Below are 17,651 nucleotides of genomic sequence, written 5' to 3'. Positions count from 1 at the left end.
TATCATAGCTAGGTTCTGTGCCGCACGCTCCGGTACTTCCTTCCGCGAGAGGACACCAAGACGATGTGCAGCACGGAGTGGACGAGGCGGTACTTCCTGAAGAACGCGGCCGCCGCCGCGGGCGCGGTCGCCGCGGTTCCCGGCGTGGCCTTCGCGGCCCCGCGCAGCACCCCGCCGCAGGCCCGCGTCACCCTGACCAACGTGCGCGTCTTCGACGGCCGGACGGTGGGCGCCCCGACGTCGGTCACCATCGAGAACGGCGTGATCGGGTTCAGCCCGCTGGGCACGCGAACCATCGACGCCAAGGGCGCGGTCCTGCTGCCCGGGCTGATCGACGCCCACGTACACCTGACCGACGTCACCACCTTGCAGCAGCTCACCGCGCATGGCGTGACCACCGCCATGGACATGGCCGGCTGGCCCGCCTCGCACGTCGACTCGCTGCGCCACCAGGCCGGCCTGACCGACATCCGCAGCGCCGGGGTCCCGGCCGCCGAGCCCGGCAGCATCCAGTCCCACCTGCCCGGCTTCCCGGCATCAGCGCTACTGACCAGTCCGCAGCAGGCATTGCCGTTCGTGGCCGCCCGGGTGACCGAGGGCTCGGACTACGTCAAGGTGATCGTGGACGTGCCGGGACTGAGCCCGGACATCATCGAGGCGCTGGCCCGGGCGGCCCACGCCTACGGCAGGGCCCTGATGGCGCACGCCGTCTCGGCGCAGGCCATCGACATCGCGCTGGACGCGGGTGCCGACATGGTCCACCACACCCCGCTGGACGTGGCGCTCGACCCCGGCACGGTGGCGCAGTACAAGGCAGGCGGGCGCGTGTCCGTGCCCACGCTGACGATGATGCAGGGCTTCGCCCAGCTGGGTATCCCCGGCCTGGACTACGCCGCCGCCAGCGGCAGCGTCGTCGCATTGCACCAAGCCGGCGTCACGATCCTGGCCGGTACCGACGCCAACCTCACACCGGGCATCCCGGTCCAGCCGGCCTACGGCGCCAGCCTGCACCAGGAGCTGAAGCTGCTGGTCCAAGCCGGACTGAGCAACGTCGAGGCGCTGCGCGCGGCCACCGTGGTCCCTGCCGCCGCCTTCGGCCTGTACGACCGGGGCGTCATCCGCCCCGGTGCCCGCGCCGACCTGGTCCTGATCGGCGGCGACCCGACCACCGACATCACCGCCACTGGCGACATCCAGCGGGTCTGGGCCGCCGGCGTCGAATATCCGCTCACCGCCTGACCGGTGACAAAGAACAGAGAACAAGGAGAACCTGATGCGTATCGCGAACGTGGACGGAAGACTGGCCCTTGTCCGTGGGGACCGCGCAGTGGACGTCGAGAAGGCCAGCGGCGGGGAGTTCGCCGCCGACCCGCAGGCCGTCTACGCCCACTGGGCACGGTTCCGAGCCTGGGCCGAGGGCGTCGAACTGCCGGACGGCGAGCCCTTCGCCGCCGAGGACCTCGGCTCCCCGGCCCCCGCGCCGGCGCAGGTGTTCGGCATCGGGCTCAACTATCGCGACCACGCGGGGGAATCCGGGTTCGAGGTGCCCGAGGGCCTGCCGCCGGTGTTCACCAAGTTCCGTTCGAGCATCGCCGGGCCGGTCACGCAGGTCCGCGTCCCCGAGGGCGGCAACATCGACTGGGAGGTGGAACTGGTCGTCGTGATCGGCGCCGAGGCCCGGGACGTGCCGCGGGAGCAGGGCTGGGACTACGTGGCCGGCCTGACGGTCGGGCAGGACCTGTCCGACCGCCTCGCCCAGTTCCAGGGGCCGGCGCCGCAGTTCAGCCTGGCCAAGTCGCTGCCGGGATTCGGGCCGATGGGCCCGTGGCTGGTCACCCCGGACGAGTTCAGTGACCCCGACGACCTGGCGCTGCGCTGCTCGCTGAACGGCGAGGAGATGCAGAGCAGCCGCACCAAGGAGCTGATCTTCCCGGTGTCGGCGCTGGTCGCGCGGCTGTCCTCGCTGCTGCCGCTCCACCCCGGTGACGTCATCTTCACCGGGACACCCGCCGGGGTCGGGCTCAGCCGGACCCCGCCGCGCTGGCTGGTCCCCGGTGACGTCCTGGTCAGCGAAGTCGAGGGAATCGGCACGCTGCGGCAGACCTTCGTCGCCTGATATACGTCGGTCCCGGTTCCGCCCGTGCTTGTCGGGCGGGACCGGGACTCATTCGTTGTGCCGTGGTCAGACCCCGCCGCGGACCTGGTCGATCAGCTTGCGGGCGTCCGGCACTCCGGCGCCCTGCCATGCGACGACCTGATCGGGACGCACCAGCACCAGCGGCGCGGTGGACGACGCCGCCAGATCCAGACGGGTCACCGGGACGCCGCAGGTCTCGGCGGCCTGCTCGAAGGCATCGGCCTGCGCCCGGGCGTCCGGCCCGGCCAGCAACGACAGGTCGGGGCCGAGGACGTCGAACAGGGACCGGCCGTCGGACAGCTGACGGTGCGCCAGCCGTCGGCCCACCGCTGCGGTGCCGAGGTCGCCGGGAATGACCGGCGAGCTGTCGATCCGCTGCTCCAGAACCAGCTCCAGCGAGTGGAACTCAGCTGTCTTGGTCTCCTGGATCCGCCGTCCCGCGGCCTCCCGGGCCCGGGCGCCGGCCGCGTCGGCGTCGTCGAGGTTGTCAGCGAGCAGCTCGGTCGACAGGACCCGCATGTTCGCGCTCGCCTCGGCGATCACCCGTTCCTGGATCGGACGGCGCTCGGCCTCGTAGCTGTTCAGCAGCTGCTCTCCGCCCCAGCCGGCCAGTACCGCGGCGATCTTCCAACCCAGATCGACCGCGTCGCCGATACCGGTGTTCAGGCCGTGACCGCCGAACGGCGGGTTCAGGTGCGCGGCGTCGCCGGCCAGGAACACCCGACGATCGCGCATCCGGTCCACGATCTGCATCCGCGCGGTCCACGGGTCGGTGGACAGCACCTCGGCCTCGACCGCGGTCCCGGCCAGGGCGTCGATGATCCGGTGCGCGCTGTTCCGCCCCGCCTCGGCTCCGACACCGAAGGCGATCGCCCACCACGTATCGGTGCGGTCCAGCGGTCCGACCAGCGCGGGGGCATCAGCGTTGACGACCCAGTACTGCACCGCGGGCCCGTGCCCGACGTGCTTCCACAGCTCCCGGCTGCGGAAGACCATGCCGAAGTTGGGCCGCAACGCCTGCCCGCCGACGTAGGCCGAGCCGATCTGCTCGCGCACCACGCTGCGCGGGCCGTCGCAGCCGAGCACGTAGTCCGCGGTGACCTCGAACCGTTCCCCGGCCTCGTTCTCGATCGCGGCCGTGGCCCGCTCCTCGTCCTGATGAACGGCCGCCACGCGAGCGCCGAGCAGCAGCTCGCAAGGTTCGAGCTCGGCAACGTGCGCACGCAGGACCTCCTCCAGCACATACTGCGGAGCCTGCTGCCCGGTCTCGGCGAACCGATCTCCCTGGGTGCTCAGGCCCAGCACGCCGGTGAAGCGTGAGAGCTCCCACCCGCTCAACGACGTGCAGAACACGACGTCCTGCGACCAGGACACCGGCAGCGGGGCCCGCTCACGCAGGCGATCGGCCAGGCCCCAGCGGCGCAGGTGCTCCATCGTGCGCACGTTGAGCGTCTTGCAGCGCGGCCGGGCCGTCGACACCTGGCGCCGAGGCTCCACGACCAGGCAGCCGACGCCGCGGCGGCCCAGCTCCACGGCGGCCGCCAGGCCCACCGGGCCGCCGCCGGCGATCAGGACCGGTACATGAGCGGGGCGGGAGCCGGACATCAGCGCGCGCTTCCACCCTGCTCGGCCCACTGCGCGCACTCCTGGGCGAAGGCCAACTGCCGCAGGTGCAGCGCATGCCCGAGGCGGTGGTGGTCGATGCTGTGGCCGGTGCTCCTCGCGACGCCCGCCTGCACGAACGGCGCGGCGGTGAACAGCGCCGCGAAGCTCGCCACATTGTCCGCGCTGCTGTCCCACAACGCGTCGTGCTCGGCCAGCATGTTGTGCAGCGGGACGCGCACCCGCGGGGCCAGGCCGGGCAACTGCTCGCGCGGCCACGCCGGAGCCTGGATCAGCTCGCGGACCGGTGTCGGCGCGTACGAGGCGTGAGCCTGGACCCGCGCCTGCTCGTTCCAGGTCTGCGCGGGCCCGAACATCACCTTGTCGCGCTCGTCGTAGGGCAGGTCGACGGTCAGATCGGCGGGCAGCGAACCCAACGCCTCAGCCGCGCCGCCCGGCGGGATCACCGAGCCCATGCCGGTCGCCGACACGCCGATCAGACCGAAGCCCGGCTGCGCCGCGGCGACCATCAGCGCGATCATGCCGCCGATCGAGTGACCGACCAGGAACACCCGCACGGCGCCCTCGTACGAGGCGACCTGGCTGATCGCGGCGGACAGCAGTTCGGCGTGGCGGCCGAACGTGTTCTGCTCCGGCGGCAGGGGCGTGCTCCCGCCGTAGCCGGGTCGGTCGAAAGCGATCACCCGGTAGCCGTGCGCGGCGGCGGTGTCCAGGAACGACCCGTCGGCTGAGCCCGCGACGTCGAAGTATCGTGCGGTGTAGGTCCCGCCGTGCAAAGCGACCACCAGCGGCTTCGCCGCGGCCGGGTCCGACCCGGCGGCCAAAGCGGTGATGGTGTGTCCGTCGACCTCGACGGTCAGAGTCTCGCGCCCTGTGGGCATCTTCGAACCTGTCTGTGCGGCCGCCTCCGCGACGAGGCGGCGAAGCTGACGTGGGAGTAGCTCCGGCTCGGCGCCGTCAGCGCGAGCCTAGGCGCTATATGTGATAACAGCAAGGGGGGTGCGGGGTCGGGGCCCGGGCCGGAGCCAGGTCGGAGCCCGGCCCGGCGCGGGATCAGACCGGCGGATTGCCCAGGTCGGTGGCCGCGGCGCGCGCCGTGTTCAGTAGTTCGGCGGCGAGCACGGGCAGCTGGTCCTCGGGAGCCTCGCGGGATGGCATGGCGAGGGCCACGACCAGCGGGAGGGAGTCGCCGGCTCCGAAAACCGGGGCGGCGAGGGACGTCACGCCGGGGATGACGCCGCCGGTGGTGAGCGCGAAGCCGCGATCGAGGACCTCGGCGCGCAGCGCGGCCAGCCGCGCGGTGTCCGGGACGGCGCTGGAGGCGGCGTCCGCCTGCGCGCTGAGCACCGGGGCGGTGAGGGTTTCGGGGAGATGCGCCAGGTAGGCGAGCCCGACCGCCGAGTTCAGCAGCGGCATGGTCGCTCCGACCCGGACGGTGATCGGCAGCGCGTGCGCGCCGTATTCCCAGCGCACGATCACCGGACCGTGGTCGCCCCACACCGCCAGGTTCACGGCGTGCCCGGTGCGCTCCCGCAACTCCGGCAGGTGCTCGGTGACCAGCGAGACCTCGTCCAGTCGGCGCAGCGACTCCACGCCCAGGCGCCGCATCGCCGGCCCCAGGTCGTACAGGCCGGTGGTGGGTGACCGGGCGATCAGCCCGACGCGCGCCAGGCTGACCAGATACCGATGCACCTTGCTGGGCTGCATGCCGCTGGCGGCCGCGACCTGCGTCAGGCTCATCGGCCCGCGGCCCTCCTCCAGCGCGCGCAGCGGCAGCATCGCCAGCTCGACCGACTGGATGCCCTGGCGGGCGTCCGACGACGGCTCGCGCTCGGCCGCGTTGTCCTCGCTCACTGGCGCATCCTACTGTCCGGTGAGGGCGGCCAGTTCTTCGGCGAGAACCCTGACCTCGGCGGCTGACGAGGCGGTGCCGAAGACGTAGAAGTCGGGGCGCACGGCGACCGCCTGGCATCCCAGTTCGGAGAACCACCTCGTGTAGCTCCCTTCGATGTCGTCCACTTCGCGGCCGAAGCTGATGACTCTTACCCCTGCCTCCTGAAGCCGCTCGGCGGTGGTCCGGTCCAGTGCGGCCGCGGCCTGCGGCATGAGCAGTAGATGAAAGCCCGCGCCGACGACCTGATCCAGCAGCGCACGGCACGTTCCGTCGTCGACGACGCCCTGGATCGACAGCCCACCCCGGCCCGGACCGGAGGCGAGTGCGAACAATCCGTCGGCCAGCCCCGGGAAGCGCAATGCCTGAGGGGCCGCGGCGGTCTGCTCCCTGGCGGCCAGCAGCGCACGGTCACGTTCGGCGGCCAGTTCCGGGTCGCGGATGGTCTGCCGGCGTCCCAGTTCGACACCCTTTTCGGTGACGCTGCGTACGTGCGGCTCGCGCTCGCGCTGGTAGGTGGCGAGGATGTCCGGACCGGCCTTGGCCCGCAGGACCAGGTCCAGCTTGAACGCCAGGTTCTGGGCGTCGCGGATGCCAGAACACATACCCTGCCCCAGGAAGGGCGGCATCTGGTGCGCCGCGTCCCCGGCCAGCAGAATCCGGCCCCGGCGCCACTCACGGGCGATCAGAGACCGGAACGTGTAGGTCGCCACCCGGATCAGGTCGGCGTCGTCAGGCTCCAGATATGCCGCGACCCGCCGCCAGACGCGAGCGGGATCCTGCTGCGTCTGGAAGTCCTCCTCGGAATCGAGCATGAAGCTGAACCGGTGGTGGGTGCGGCCGATGGAGATGACCGAGGTGGGACCCGCCGGGTCACCGATCTGCAGGGCCGGCGGGATCGCCACTGGCCGCCGCAGCCGGAAGTCGCAGACCATCCAGGGCTCGGAGAAGCCGTAGTCGTCCAGGTCGATGTCCAGGGCCTGCCGGACGAAGCTGTTGCCGCCGTCGCAGGCCACCAGGTAGTCGGCGGTGAGCTGCTCAGGACCCTGCGTGCCAGCCACCTCAACGGCCACGGCGTGGTCGTCGTACTTCAGCGCGGTCACCGGGCTGGCATGCAGGACGCGCACATTCGGCAGCGAACGACACAGGTCGTCCAGAGCTTTCTCCAAATAGGGCTGGTACATCATGTACCACTCGGCCCAGCCGCTACGCCCCACAGCCGCGAAGTGCTGCTCCAACAGCAGCTCGCCGGAGGCGTTGCGCCACTGGTAGTCCGGCTGTGCACGGAGGTCGGGCAGCAAGGCCTCATCAACGCCCAGAGCTGCCAAGGTGCGCATCGTCTCATCATCGAAACTGGCTGCGCGAGGCAAGTTGTAGAGCCCTGTGTACCGCTCCACCACGGACACGGTATGCCCGGCCCGGCCCAGCAGCGCGGCGGTGACCATGCCCACCGGGCCGTATCCGACCACGATGACGTCCTGCTGCCGCGTCATGCGGACTCCTTCCCGCTCCGCGGCCGGCCCGCGGGCGTCCGCCGCGGCCGCGATCTTCCCTCAGGGCTGCCAGTGCCGTACGGTACGTTTCACTATTGAGGAAGTCAATGAACATTAGTGAATCGGAGAGGGTCATGCGGACGATCGGCCTGGAGGAGCACTTCGTCACTCCCGAACTGGCGGCCTACGGCGCCGGCTCGGCGTCCATCGCCCAGCCGGCCCGCTGGCGCGAGGCGTCGCGTCACCTGCTCGAACTCGGCGAGCAGCGGCTCGCCGCGATGGACGCCGCCGGTCTGGATGTGCAGGTGCTGTCGCTGAACTCGCCCGGCATCCAGGCCGAATCGGACCCGGCCACCGCCGTGACCCGCGCCGCCGCCGTGAACGATCTGCTGGCCACGGCGATCGCCGGGCACCCGGACCGCTTCGCAGGCTTCGCGGCCCTGCCGCTGCAGGACCCGGACGCCGCGGCCCGGGAGTTGGAGCGCGCGGTGACCCAGCTCGGACTGCGCGGCGCGCTCGTCAACGCCCACACCCAGGGCCGCTACCTCGACGATCCGGCACTGCGCGGAGTATGGGAACGCGCCGAGGGTCTGAACGTCCCGCTCTACTTGCACCCGGCCAACGGCGTCGACACCCCGCACGTGATCCAGGGCCACCCCGAACTCGTCGGCCCGATGTGGAGCTGGGGCACCGACACCGCCACCCACGTCCTGCGCCTGATCTTCGGCGGCGTCTTCGACGACTTCCCCCAAGCCAAACTGCTGCTGGGCCACATGGGAGAAGGACTGCCCTACGCACTGTGGCGTCTGGACTCCCGCTGGGACTTCCACAATCACCACGGCATCGAACTGGCCCGGGAGAAGCCGTCCGAGTACTTGCGCCACAACCTCTACATCACCACCAGCGGCGTCTGCTCCGCCGCGCCGCTGCTGTGCGCGCTGCTCGCTCTCGGCCCCGAACACATCCTGTTCGGCACCGACCACCCCTTCGAGGACATGAGCACCGCTACCGAATTCCTGCGGACCGCCCCAGTCAGCGAAGCCGACCGGGCCAAAATCGCGCACCTGAACGCCGAACAGCTGCTCGGACTCTGACAGAGGAATTGGTGGGACGGCAATCGATGCGATGGACCCTCTCCCGTCGCTTCGCCACCCGCGATGATCTCGCCAACGCCGCCTTCGCCGACCGCGGAAACTCCTACGCTTGAGCCGCCGCCCAGGCTCTCGTCGACGAAGATCCCTGGCGCAGCTTCGCCTCGGCTGCATCCAGGCCATTTCCGCCATGCAGGTCGCCGTGCCGAGCTGTACGACGAAGCCCTCGAACTCATCGTCCGCGGCAAGACCACCGGCCACCTGCGCGAAGACTCCATCCACCGCGACCTGCCCATCACATCCTGCTGATGGCCAACGCCGGCGTCATCAACGGCGGACGGCGGACGGCGGACGGCAAAGCGTAAGTGTGAACGTTAACTCGTGATGGATTTTCTGCCTCATCTCGACTGCGTCAAGCGGCGCTGGGCGTGAAGCGCCATCGCCTCGAAGGGTCGCGCCGGGGGAGCGGCACACGGGGCCCGCAGGGGCGCCGATCCGGCGGGGAGTCCGCTGATCTGGCCACCATCTACGAGTGTTGTCGATATCCGGTATGGCATTGCCCATGCCGGATACCGCAGTGCAAGGGGCGGGGCGGCCGGGCCGGGAGGCGGGCCTGCCTGCGGGCGCCACCTCCCGCGGCGATGGGCCTGCTTGACAGGATCCTTACTCCGTACTCTACTCAACATGCGGCGTGTGCGAACGTTCACATTTCGGTAGTCCGGGCAGTGCCGCGGGGCGGTGTCCGTCGCATCTCGACGTCGCGTAGACGGCAGGACATCGGTGTCCGCAGCGTCCAGGAGGATTCATGTCACGAAGGCATCTCCGCTCCAAAACCTCGATCGGCGCCTTGGCACTGGCAGTCACTGCCGCAGCCGTTATGGGTGCCGCGCCGAGGGCGGCCGACGCAGCGGTTCCCGCCTCGGCGGCGACGGCCTGCCCGTGGGTGGGCTCGACCGCGCCGATCCCCACCCGCGTCAGCCAGCTGATCGCCCGTATGACCGTGGCTCAGGAGGTCACGCTTGCCACCGGCGCTTCGGGCTCGAGCTATGTCGGGTTGACCCCCGCCATCGGAGCCCTGTGCATTCCGGCGCTCAACCTCGAGGACGGTCCCGCCGGCGTCGCCGACGGGATGACCGGGGTGACGCAGCTTCCCGCCCCCGTGGCGGCGGCCTCCACGTGGGACACCGCCGCGCTGGGACGGTATGGGCAGGTCATCGGTGCCGAGGAGGCGTCGAAGGGTGCGACGGTCGATCTCGGGCCGACCATCAACATCGTGCGCGATCCGCGCTGGGGCCGGGCCTTCGAGTCGATCGGCGAGGATCCCTATCTGAACGGGGTGCTCGGGGCCGCCGACATCCGGGGAGTGCAGTCCACCGGGGTGATGGCGCAGGTCAAGCATCTGGCCGTCTACAACCAGGAGACCAATCGCAACACGCCCTCCGACAACGCGATCGTCGACGCGCGCACGCTGCAGGAGATCTACCTGCCCGCGTTCTCGCAGTCGATCGGCGCGGGCGCAGCGTCGTCGGTGATGTGCTCCTACACCACCATCAACGGCACCTACGCCTGCCAGAACCCGACGATCCTCAACGGCTTCTTGCACACCCAGTCCGGCTACAACGGCTTCGTCACCTCCGACTGGGGCGCGACGCACGCGACCGCCGCGTCGGAGAATGCGGGGCTCGACCAGGACATGCCCGGCGACGACGGCTTCTACGGCAGCGCTCTGATCGCGGCTGTGAACAACGGCCAGGTCTCCAAAGCCACGCTGGACGCCTCGACGGCCCGGATCCTGACCCAGATGTTCGCCTTCGGCGTCTTCGACAAGCCGACGCAGGGCTCGCCCGCCCAGACCGCGACCTCCGCCGCCCACGTGACCACCGCCCGCCAGGTCGCCGAGGAGGGCACGGTCCTGCTGAAGAACTCCGGCGCCCTGCTCCCGCTGACGTCCTCGACGCACTCGATCGCAGTCATCGGCGCCGAGGCCTCGACTGGCGTGCTGAGCGCGGGCGGCGGCAGCGCGGGGGTCAACTCCGACAGCACCGTCACGCCGCTGGACGGCATCACGTCCCGTGCGGGCAGCGGCGTGACGGTGACGTACAACAGCGGCTCGTCGACCAGCTCGGCGGCGTCGACCGCCGCTGCCGCAAATGTCGCGGTGGTGTTCGTCGGCAAGATCGAGTACGAAGGTGGTGACCTGTCGAGTATCGACCTGTCGAGCGCCGACAACGCGCTGATCTCGGCCGTCGCGGCCGCCAATCCGCACACGGTCGTGGTCCTGAACACCGGTTCGGCGGTCGCGATGCCGTGGCTGTCCTCGGTGGCGGGTGTCTTCGAGGCATGGTATCCCGGGCAGGAGGACGGCAACGCGATCGCCGCGCTGCTGTTCGGCGACGTCAACCCGTCCGGCCACCTGCCGGTGACCTTCCCGACGTCCCTGTCGCAGGTTCCTGCGAACACCGCGGCGCAGTGGCCGGGCACCGGGGGCACCGTTCAGTACTCGGAGGGCCTTGACGTCGGGTACCGCTCGTACGACGCGCGCGGCCAGACGCCGCTGTTTCCCTTCGGGTTCGGCCTGTCGTACACCTCGTTCGCGTTCAGCAACCTGAGTGTCAGTGCCCTGACCAAGGGCGGCTCGGCCACGGTGACCGCGACGGTGACGAACACCGGCACCCGGGCTGGCGCCGACGTCGCGCAGCTCTACGTTGCCGATCCGGCCTCGTCCGGTGAGCCGCCCAAGCAGCTGCAGGGCTTCGCTCGGGTCGATCTCGCGGCCGGCGCCAGCACTACGGTCTCGTTCCCGCTGACGCAGACCAGTCTCCAGCACTGGAACACCGCCACCTCGGGCTGGACCACCGATGCCGGCGCCTACGGCATCCGCGTCGGCGACTCGGTCTTGAACCTGCCCCTGTCGGGCACGCTGACCGTGACCGCGAGCCAGATCGGCCGGCCGGTCACCGTCACCAACCCCGGCCCGCAGGAGGGCGTCGCCGGCCGCGCGGTCTCCCTCGCTGTGGCGGCCCAGGACTCGACCAGCGGTCAGACGCCGACGTTCACCGCGACCGGGCTCCCCGCCGGGGTGAGCATCTCCGGCACCGGCACGATCAGCGGCACCCCGACCGCCGCCGGCACGACGACCGTCACCGTCACCGCGACGGACGCCATCGGCGCCTTCGCCCAGACCTCGTTCCTGTGGACCGTGACCGCGTCCGGTACCGGCCTGCCCACCACGCCGCTGGTCGGACAATCGGGACTGTGTCTGGACCTGTCGGCGGCCGACAACACCAACGGCACCAAGGTCGACGTCTACCCCTGCAACGGCACCAGCGCGCAGCTGTGGACCGAGCTGTCCGACGGAACCGTGCGCACCGGCGGCAAGTGCCTGGACGCCGTCTCGGGAGGCACCGCCAACGGAACATTGGTGAGTCTCTACGACTGCAACGGCACCGGCGCCCAGATCTGGCAGCCCGGCGCGAACGGCTCACTGGTCAATCCGCAGTCCGGCAGGTGTCTGGACGATCCGGGCGGGTCGACGACCGCGGGCACCCAGGTCGACCTCTGGGACTGCAACGGCGGGGCCAACCAGTCCTGGCTGGCGCCGACGGGCACCGGCACCGGCACCGGAAGCGCAGGACAGATCACCGGCATCGCCGGACTGTGCGTCGACGTCCGGTCGAGCTCCACCGCCGACGGGACACCGGTGCAGATCTACACCTGCAACGGTACCGGCGCCCAGCAGTGGACCGTCGCCGCCGGCGGGACGCTCCAGGCACTGGGCAAGTGCCTGGACGTGACCTCCGCCGGGACCGCCAACGGCACGCTCGTCCAGCTGTGGACGTGCAACGGCAGCGGCGCCCAGCAGTGGGCGTACAACACCGCGACCAAGGGGCTGAAGAACCCGGCATCCGGCCGATGCCTGGACGACCCGGCCGGCACCACCACCCTCGGCACCCAGCTGCAGATCTACGACTGCAACGGCACCGCCGCGCAACAGTGGAAGCTGCCGTAGGACCCGGACCAGCCACTCTCATTGCGGCACCGCGCCCACTGGCCGTCGCCCGGCGCCCGGAACCCTCGGGCCCGGGCGCCGGCCCCGAGCACAAGCCACCTGTGACCTGTCAGATCTGAGGAGCAGCCGATGTCCAGCCGATGGCGAGCCCTGCTCGCGATAGGAGCCCTGACCGCCGGGGCGAGCCAATGGAGCGGCGCGTCCGCGGCGCCGGCCGCGACGCCACCGGGCCAGGTGATCGACGGCCAAGCCCGCTTCGAGGTCCTGACCCCGACCCTGATCCGCCTCGAATACGCCGGGGACGGGAAGTTTCAGGATCTTGCCACGGTCAACGCGGTGAACCGCACTCTGCCCGCACCGTCCTACACCACCGACGTGACCTCCGACGGCTACCGGGAGATCCACACCGCCAACCTGCTCCTGCGCTACCGCCAGGGCTCCGGACCGTTCTCGTCGGCGAACCTGTCGGTCCAGCTGACCGTCGCGGGCCAGGCGCAGACGGCGCACCCGTCGTTCGTCGGCGGGGCGACGTGTCTGTTCGGCGCGCTGTGCGAGGCGGAGAACGCGACACCGGCCGGCGGCGCGAGCCAGGCGTCCGACCACGCTGGCTACACCGGCAGCGGCTTTGTTGCCGGGATCGAACAGACCGGCGCCGGCATCACCGCGCAGGTGAGTGCGGTGCCGTCGGCCGGGACGTATCCGCTGACCATCCGCTATGCCAACGCGCAGGGCGGCGACAACCAGACCACGACTCGAACCCTCAGCACCGTGATCAACGGCCAGGCCGGGCCGCGGTTCTCGCTGCCGCCCACCGCGAACTGGGACACCTGGGCCACCGCGACCGTGAACGTCCCGCTGAATGCGGGAACAGACACCGTGCAGATCCAGCAGGCAGGCTCCGACAGCGGCCACGTCAACATCGACAGCTTCGCCCTCACCGCTGCGGGTGCCTCCTACCCGTCTCCCACGCAGGCAGCCGGGGAGAGCACGCCCTACGGCTCAGGGCCCAGCGATGTGCTGGGCGGCTGGTATCGCGGCCTGGACAATCCGGCCGCGCTGCCGGTCCCGCTGCACCCGGGGATCCTGGACAAGAGCGGCTGGTACCTGCTCGACGACACGCAGACCGCCCTGCTCAACGCCGACGGCACGATCACGCAGCGCCCCGGGCACGCCGGGCAGGCGTATCAGGACGGGTACTTCTTCGGCTACGGGCACGACTACAAGCAGGGGCTGTCCGATCTCCACGCGCTGACGGGGCCGGCCGACCTGCTGCCGAAGTCGGCGTTCGGGGTCTGGTACTCCCGCTACTACCCGTACACCACGGCGGACTACGAGAACACGATCCTGCCCACCTTCCGCAGCCAGAAGACCCCTCTGGACTGGCTGGTGGTCGACACCGACTTCAAGGCGCCGAGCACCTGGGACGGCTGGAACTGGAACTCCTCGCTGTTCCCCGACCCCACCGGCTTCATGAACTGGACCAAACAGCAGCAGCTGGCGGTGACGCTCAACATCCACCCGAGCATCTCCGATGCCGACCCCAAGTTCGCCGCCACGAACGCCACGGCCGGCGGCCTGATCGCCGACGGCACCAACCAACACGTGTGGGACTGGAGCATCCCCAGCCAGCTCAAGTCGTACCTCGACCTGCACCAGCCGTTCGAGCAGCAGGGCGTGCGCGCCTGGTGGCTGGACTGGTGCTGCGACAACAGCCGCGCCTCGGCCCCCGGCATCACCCCCGACGCCTTCATCAACGCCGCCTACGCAGCCGACGGCAACAGCAAGGGCCTGCGAGGCTTCGCGTTCTCCCGGATGGGCGCCTCCTACCAGAACTACGGCGGCGCCTACCCCGCCGGGCCGTGGGCCGAACACCGCAGCACCCTGCAGTTCACCGGCGACACCCCGGCCACCTGGGACATGCTGAAATTCGAGTCCGGGTTCACCCAGGCCGAGGGCGCGATCGGCCTGCCCTACGTCAGCGACGACATCGGCAGCTACCACGGCGGCCACCTGGCTGACGATATGTACGTGCGCTGGGTACAGCTCGGCGCGTTCCAGCCGATCGAGCGCCTGCACTCCGACCACGGCGACCGCCTGCCGTGGAACTACGACGACGCCGCGCGCATCCCGGCAGAACAGTTCCTCAACCTGCGCGAAGCCCTCGTCCCGTACACCTACACGCTGGCCAAGCAGGCCCAGGACACCGGCGTGCCGATGCTGCGCTCGCTCTACCTGAACTACCCGGAGAGCCCGGAGGCGTACACGTACTCCAACGAGTACCTCTACGGCGACAACGTCCTGGTCTCCCCGATCACCTCGGCGAACGACGCCAACGGCAACGGCTCGGTCACCACCTGGTTCCCGCCGGGCACGTGGACCGACTACTTCACCGGCAAGACCTACACCGGCCCGAGCACGGCCACCATCACCGACGGCCTGAACGCGATGCCGGTCTTCCTGCGCAGCGGCGGCATCATGACCACGCGCACCAACTACGTCGACAACGCCCAGGCCCCCCTCAACCAGCTGACCGTCAACGCCGCAGCCGGCGCCGACGGAACGTTCAACCTCTACGAGGACGCCGGCGAAGGCCTCCAGTACCAGCAGGGCCAGTCCTCGACGACCACGCTCGGCTGGAACGACTCCGCCCATGCGCTGACCATCGGCGCGGCGGCCGGAACCTATCCCGGCGCGATCACATCACGCACCTACACGCTCAAACTGTCGAACGCCTCCGCGGCCTCCGCGGTGACCGTCGACGGCCAGCAGCTGCCGGCGTCGTCGTACTCGTACAACACGGCGTCGCGCACTTTGACCGTCACGACGGCCGCCCTGGCCACAGCCACTGCGCACACAGTGAGCCTCACGCCGGGCGCCACTGCCGCCGTCGGCCCGATCACTGGGAACGCATCGAAGTGCGTCGACGTCCGGGCCTCCGCCACCGCGAACGGCACCGCCGTCCAGCTCTACGCCTGCAACGCCACCGCAGCTCAGCAGTGGACGGCCATCGGCGACGGCTCGCTGCGAGCGCTCGGCAAGTGCATGGACGTCGCCGGCGGAGCCACCGCCAACGGCACACTCGTCCAGCTCTGGGACTGCAACGGCACCGGAGCTCAGCAATGGGTCCCCCAGCCCGACGGAACCGTGCGCAACCCCCAGTCCGGCCGCTGCCTCGACGACCCCAACGCCAACCCGGCAGACGGCACCCAACTCCAGATCTGGGACTGCAACACCACCGCAGCCCAGAAATGGAAACTTCCCTGATCGCGTGCGACAAGCGCTTCAGCGTTCTGATGCGCCTCTCCGGAATCAACGACGGCCTGTCCCACGGCCGTGCCCGACCGGGTTCACATACCCGGTGATCCCCTTCGGCCCAGAACACCGGACCGGAGGAAAGCCCGATCGGCATTCCTCCGGTCCGGTCCCCGCTCCACTCGTCCGAATCCCGTCAACGAATGGAGTCGCAATGAGATCAGCCAAGCGAGGGGCACCCCCCTGCCCACGGACTGGCAAGGCCGCGCGGCTCACAGTGGTGGGCGCCGTGCTGCGCGCCACGGCTTCATGACCGCAGTGGCACCTGGCGCACAGGCAGCGACCCTGATGTCGAACGGCGGGATGGCCCAGGTCACCCGCCGCTCGCCGTTCCACGACCACCAGGTCCCTGGGCAGCCTGAAGTCAGGCCAGGGCAGCCACCGGCTCTAATGAGGCCAGGTTGCCGGTGGTTTGCCAGCTCTGGCCTGGGTTTGCGCAGGCGGGGGACGTGACGGCGAGGCGGCCGTGCCCGGCGGCTCCGGGCCCGTTGGAGGACTGTGCGGCGAAGTTCGATCCGCTGTTCGCTTTGCCGGCCCAGCGACACCGCCCCATACAGACCACGGTCTCCGAGCCGGATTCGCCCCGGGCAGCGAACCGCGCACCCCCGCACCCACACCCGCTGCGAAGCAGTGATCACTGATTGAACGCTGACACGCCAAGCCCGTACGGGTAAGATCGGCCTGGGTCCGATCCGGAAATCGCACGTCGTGTGTATCACGGCGCCTCGCCACCCGAAGGTCCTACGGCGTGGCGTCCGGATCTGCGGGTATTGCCGAGGACGGAGACTATCGTGCGGGAACTGCACTCTGTGCTCCCTGCCTCGTTCATGTCCGTCGCTCGACTGGACGTCGACCTCGCCCGCAAGTCCAGCTGCCTCTGTAGCTGAGCGCGTCTCGCCTGCTGAGTCATCGCGGGTGGCTGTAGGACATCGCGGAGAACCGCAGTGCGGTATGCAGTCTCAATCTCCCTTCCAGATCGCGTCGGGCTATAGCAGGCCAATGCGATACCCGATCATGGATGTTCCCCACAGGTGCGCGCAGCTCGTTCGCGCGACGCCGGTTCGTCGGTCCGGGAGGATCCGTGAGTAGACCTTCGCGGCGAGTGGTGCCGCTCACCGCCTGCCACCGGTCCGTGATCCGCTTGCTTGTCCCTTCGACCAAGGCAGCCGTGCTCCCATGCTGACGGAGAACCACCTCAGGACCAAGGACCGTCGCGGGGACGTGCGCGTTCCACCGCTGTCGCTCACACCCGTGGAGCGGCCGGGGGAGTCCGGGCAGCTCGCGGACGCGCTGACCGAGAGTCTTCGCGGAGTCGGCCGCGCAGTGATCGTGTCGGGGCCGGTGGCCAGCGGCAAGACCGAACTGCTGCGCGGACTCGCGGATCGCGCGACGACACAGGGTGCTGTGGTTATCACGGCCACCGGCTCCGCGCCGGAGAAGGACTACCCGTTCGCCGTCGCCCGGCAGCTCGCGCAGGCCCTGCCGCTGGAGGACGGCGCCGCCCGGCGGCTCGCGCGGCTGCTCGACGAGGTCTCGTTTCCCGAGGAGGCCGCTGCCTCCCACGGCACGACGGCGGTCGCACGTGTGCACTACGAGCTGTGCTCGCACATCCTGCGGCTGGCCGAGCACGCGCCCATCGTGATCAGCGTCGACGACCTGCACTACGCCGACGCGCCCTCGGTGGAGTTCCTGCTCTACCTGCTGCGCCGGATCGGGATCGCCCGCGTCCTGTTGGTGCTGGCCGAAAACGAGCGCACGCCCGCCGCGCACCCGCTGTTCGGCGCGGAGCTTGACCGGCAGCCTCTGCACAGGCGGATCAGGCTGGAACTGCTGTCCTCGGCAGCGGTGGTCGACCTCTTCCGGCGGCAGGCCGGGCTGACCGACGTCGAGCGCCTCGCGGCTGAGGCCTACGCGATCAGCGGCGGAAATCCCTTGCTGGTCAACGCTTTGGTCGAGGACCTGTGGGCCGAGGCGCGCGGGCGGGCGGCCGAGCGGCTGGCGGCGCGCGTGCACGAACCGGCCGCGGAGCGTGCCGCGCAGCCGCAGCCGCAGCCGCCACCCCCGCCGCGGCAGCCGCAGCCGCCATCCCGGTCGC

The 17,651-nt window shown here is 70.3% G+C and carries 10 protein-coding genes; 6 read left to right on the top strand and 4 right to left on the bottom strand.

The window, feature by feature from the left end; all coding sequences use genetic code 11:
• The first annotated feature begins 63 nt into the window (after positions 1-63).
• Together ABD481_RS21210 and ABD481_RS21205 are read left to right on the top strand one after the other, a co-directional pair.
• On the top strand, positions 64-1,239 hold the full coding sequence (locus tag ABD481_RS21210) for an amidohydrolase family protein (RefSeq protein WP_344667456.1): 1,176 nt from the start codon (positions 64-66) through the stop codon (positions 1,237-1,239).
• A 34-nt stretch (positions 1,240-1,273) separates the two neighbouring features.
• On the top strand, positions 1,274-2,116 hold the full coding sequence (locus tag ABD481_RS21205; RefSeq protein ID WP_344667455.1) for a fumarylacetoacetate hydrolase family protein: 843 nt from the start codon (positions 1,274-1,276) through the stop codon (positions 2,114-2,116).
• A gap of 66 nt (positions 2,117-2,182) precedes the next feature.
• On the opposite strand, the gene ABD481_RS21200 is transcribed toward ABD481_RS21205, so the two are convergent.
• The 4 genes from ABD481_RS21200 to ABD481_RS21185 all read right to left on the bottom strand — a co-directional run bounded on the left by ABD481_RS21200 (position 2,183) and on the right by ABD481_RS21185 (position 7,144).
• Entirely contained in the window at positions 2,183-3,772 is a 1,590-nt protein-coding gene (locus ABD481_RS21200) for an FAD-dependent monooxygenase (RefSeq protein ID WP_344667454.1), read from the bottom strand.
• Positions 3,742-4,641 carry an alpha/beta hydrolase gene (locus tag ABD481_RS21195; protein WP_344667453.1) on the bottom strand — a complete coding sequence of 300 codons (900 nt, stop codon included), beginning with the start codon at positions 4,639-4,641 and terminating at the stop codon, positions 3,742-3,744. Before ABD481_RS21195 ends, ABD481_RS21200 begins: the two co-directional genes overlap by 31 nt.
• Positions 4,642-4,813: 172 nt before the next feature.
• Positions 4,814-5,614, bottom strand: coding sequence for an IclR family transcriptional regulator (locus ABD481_RS21190; RefSeq protein WP_344667452.1), 801 nt, complete (start codon positions 5,612-5,614; stop codon positions 4,814-4,816).
• A 9-nt stretch (positions 5,615-5,623) separates the two neighbouring features.
• The gene (locus ABD481_RS21185) at positions 5,624-7,144 is read right to left on the bottom strand and encodes a bifunctional 3-(3-hydroxy-phenyl)propionate/3-hydroxycinnamic acid hydroxylase (RefSeq protein WP_344667451.1); all 1,521 of its coding nucleotides are present in this window, start codon (positions 7,142-7,144) and stop codon (positions 5,624-5,626) included.
• Between the two features lie 134 nt (positions 7,145-7,278).
• On the opposite strand from ABD481_RS21185, the gene ABD481_RS21180 reads away from it, so the two are divergent.
• From ABD481_RS21180 to ABD481_RS21165, 4 genes are all read left to right on the top strand, one after another.
• Positions 7,279-8,238 (top strand): amidohydrolase family protein, encoded by a 960-nt coding sequence (locus tag ABD481_RS21180; protein WP_344667450.1) that lies wholly within the window; start codon positions 7,279-7,281, stop codon positions 8,236-8,238.
• An 802-nt stretch (positions 8,239-9,040) separates the two neighbouring features.
• A complete protein-coding gene (locus ABD481_RS21175; protein ID WP_344667449.1) occupies positions 9,041-12,244 on the top strand; it encodes a glycoside hydrolase family 3 C-terminal domain-containing protein in 3,204 nt (1,067 codons plus the stop codon).
• Positions 12,245-12,373: 129 nt separating this feature from the next.
• Positions 12,374-15,508: a TIM-barrel domain-containing protein gene (locus tag ABD481_RS21170; RefSeq protein WP_344667448.1), complete on the top strand. Its 3,135-nt coding sequence runs from the start codon at positions 12,374-12,376 to the stop codon at positions 15,506-15,508.
• A gap of 1,224 nt (positions 15,509-16,732) precedes the next feature.
• The coding region (locus ABD481_RS21165; RefSeq protein ID WP_344667447.1) for an AAA family ATPase at positions 16,733-17,651 on the top strand (919 nt) is incomplete at its 3' end.

The organism is Catenulispora yoronensis (assembly GCF_039531695.1).
Lineage (GTDB): Bacteria > Actinomycetota > Actinomycetes > Streptomycetales > Catenulisporaceae > Catenulispora > Catenulispora yoronensis.
The sequence above is the reverse complement of the archived record's forward strand: the minus strand, read 5'-3'. Positions and strand labels throughout refer to the sequence as shown.

Bases quoted from the DNA above. Each gene is read 5' to 3' on its own strand.
- ABD481_RS21210 (WP_344667456.1), top strand. From the start codon at position 64: ATGTGCAGCACGGAGTGGACGAGGCGGTACTTCCTGAAGAACGCGGCC.
- ABD481_RS21205 (WP_344667455.1), top strand. From the start codon at position 1,274: ATGCGTATCGCGAACGTGGACGGAAGACTGGCCCTTGTCCGTGGGGAC.
- ABD481_RS21195 (WP_344667453.1), bottom strand. From the start codon at position 4,641: ATGCCCACAGGGCGCGAGACTCTGACCGTCGAGGTCGACGGACACACC.
- ABD481_RS21185 (WP_344667451.1), bottom strand. From the start codon at position 7,144: ATGACGCGGCAGCAGGACGTCATCGTGGTCGGATACGGCCCGGTGGGC.
- ABD481_RS21180 (WP_344667450.1), top strand. From the start codon at position 7,279: ATGCGGACGATCGGCCTGGAGGAGCACTTCGTCACTCCCGAACTGGCG.
- ABD481_RS21175 (WP_344667449.1), top strand. From the start codon at position 9,041: ATGTCACGAAGGCATCTCCGCTCCAAAACCTCGATCGGCGCCTTGGCA.
- ABD481_RS21170 (WP_344667448.1), top strand. From the start codon at position 12,374: ATGTCCAGCCGATGGCGAGCCCTGCTCGCGATAGGAGCCCTGACCGCC.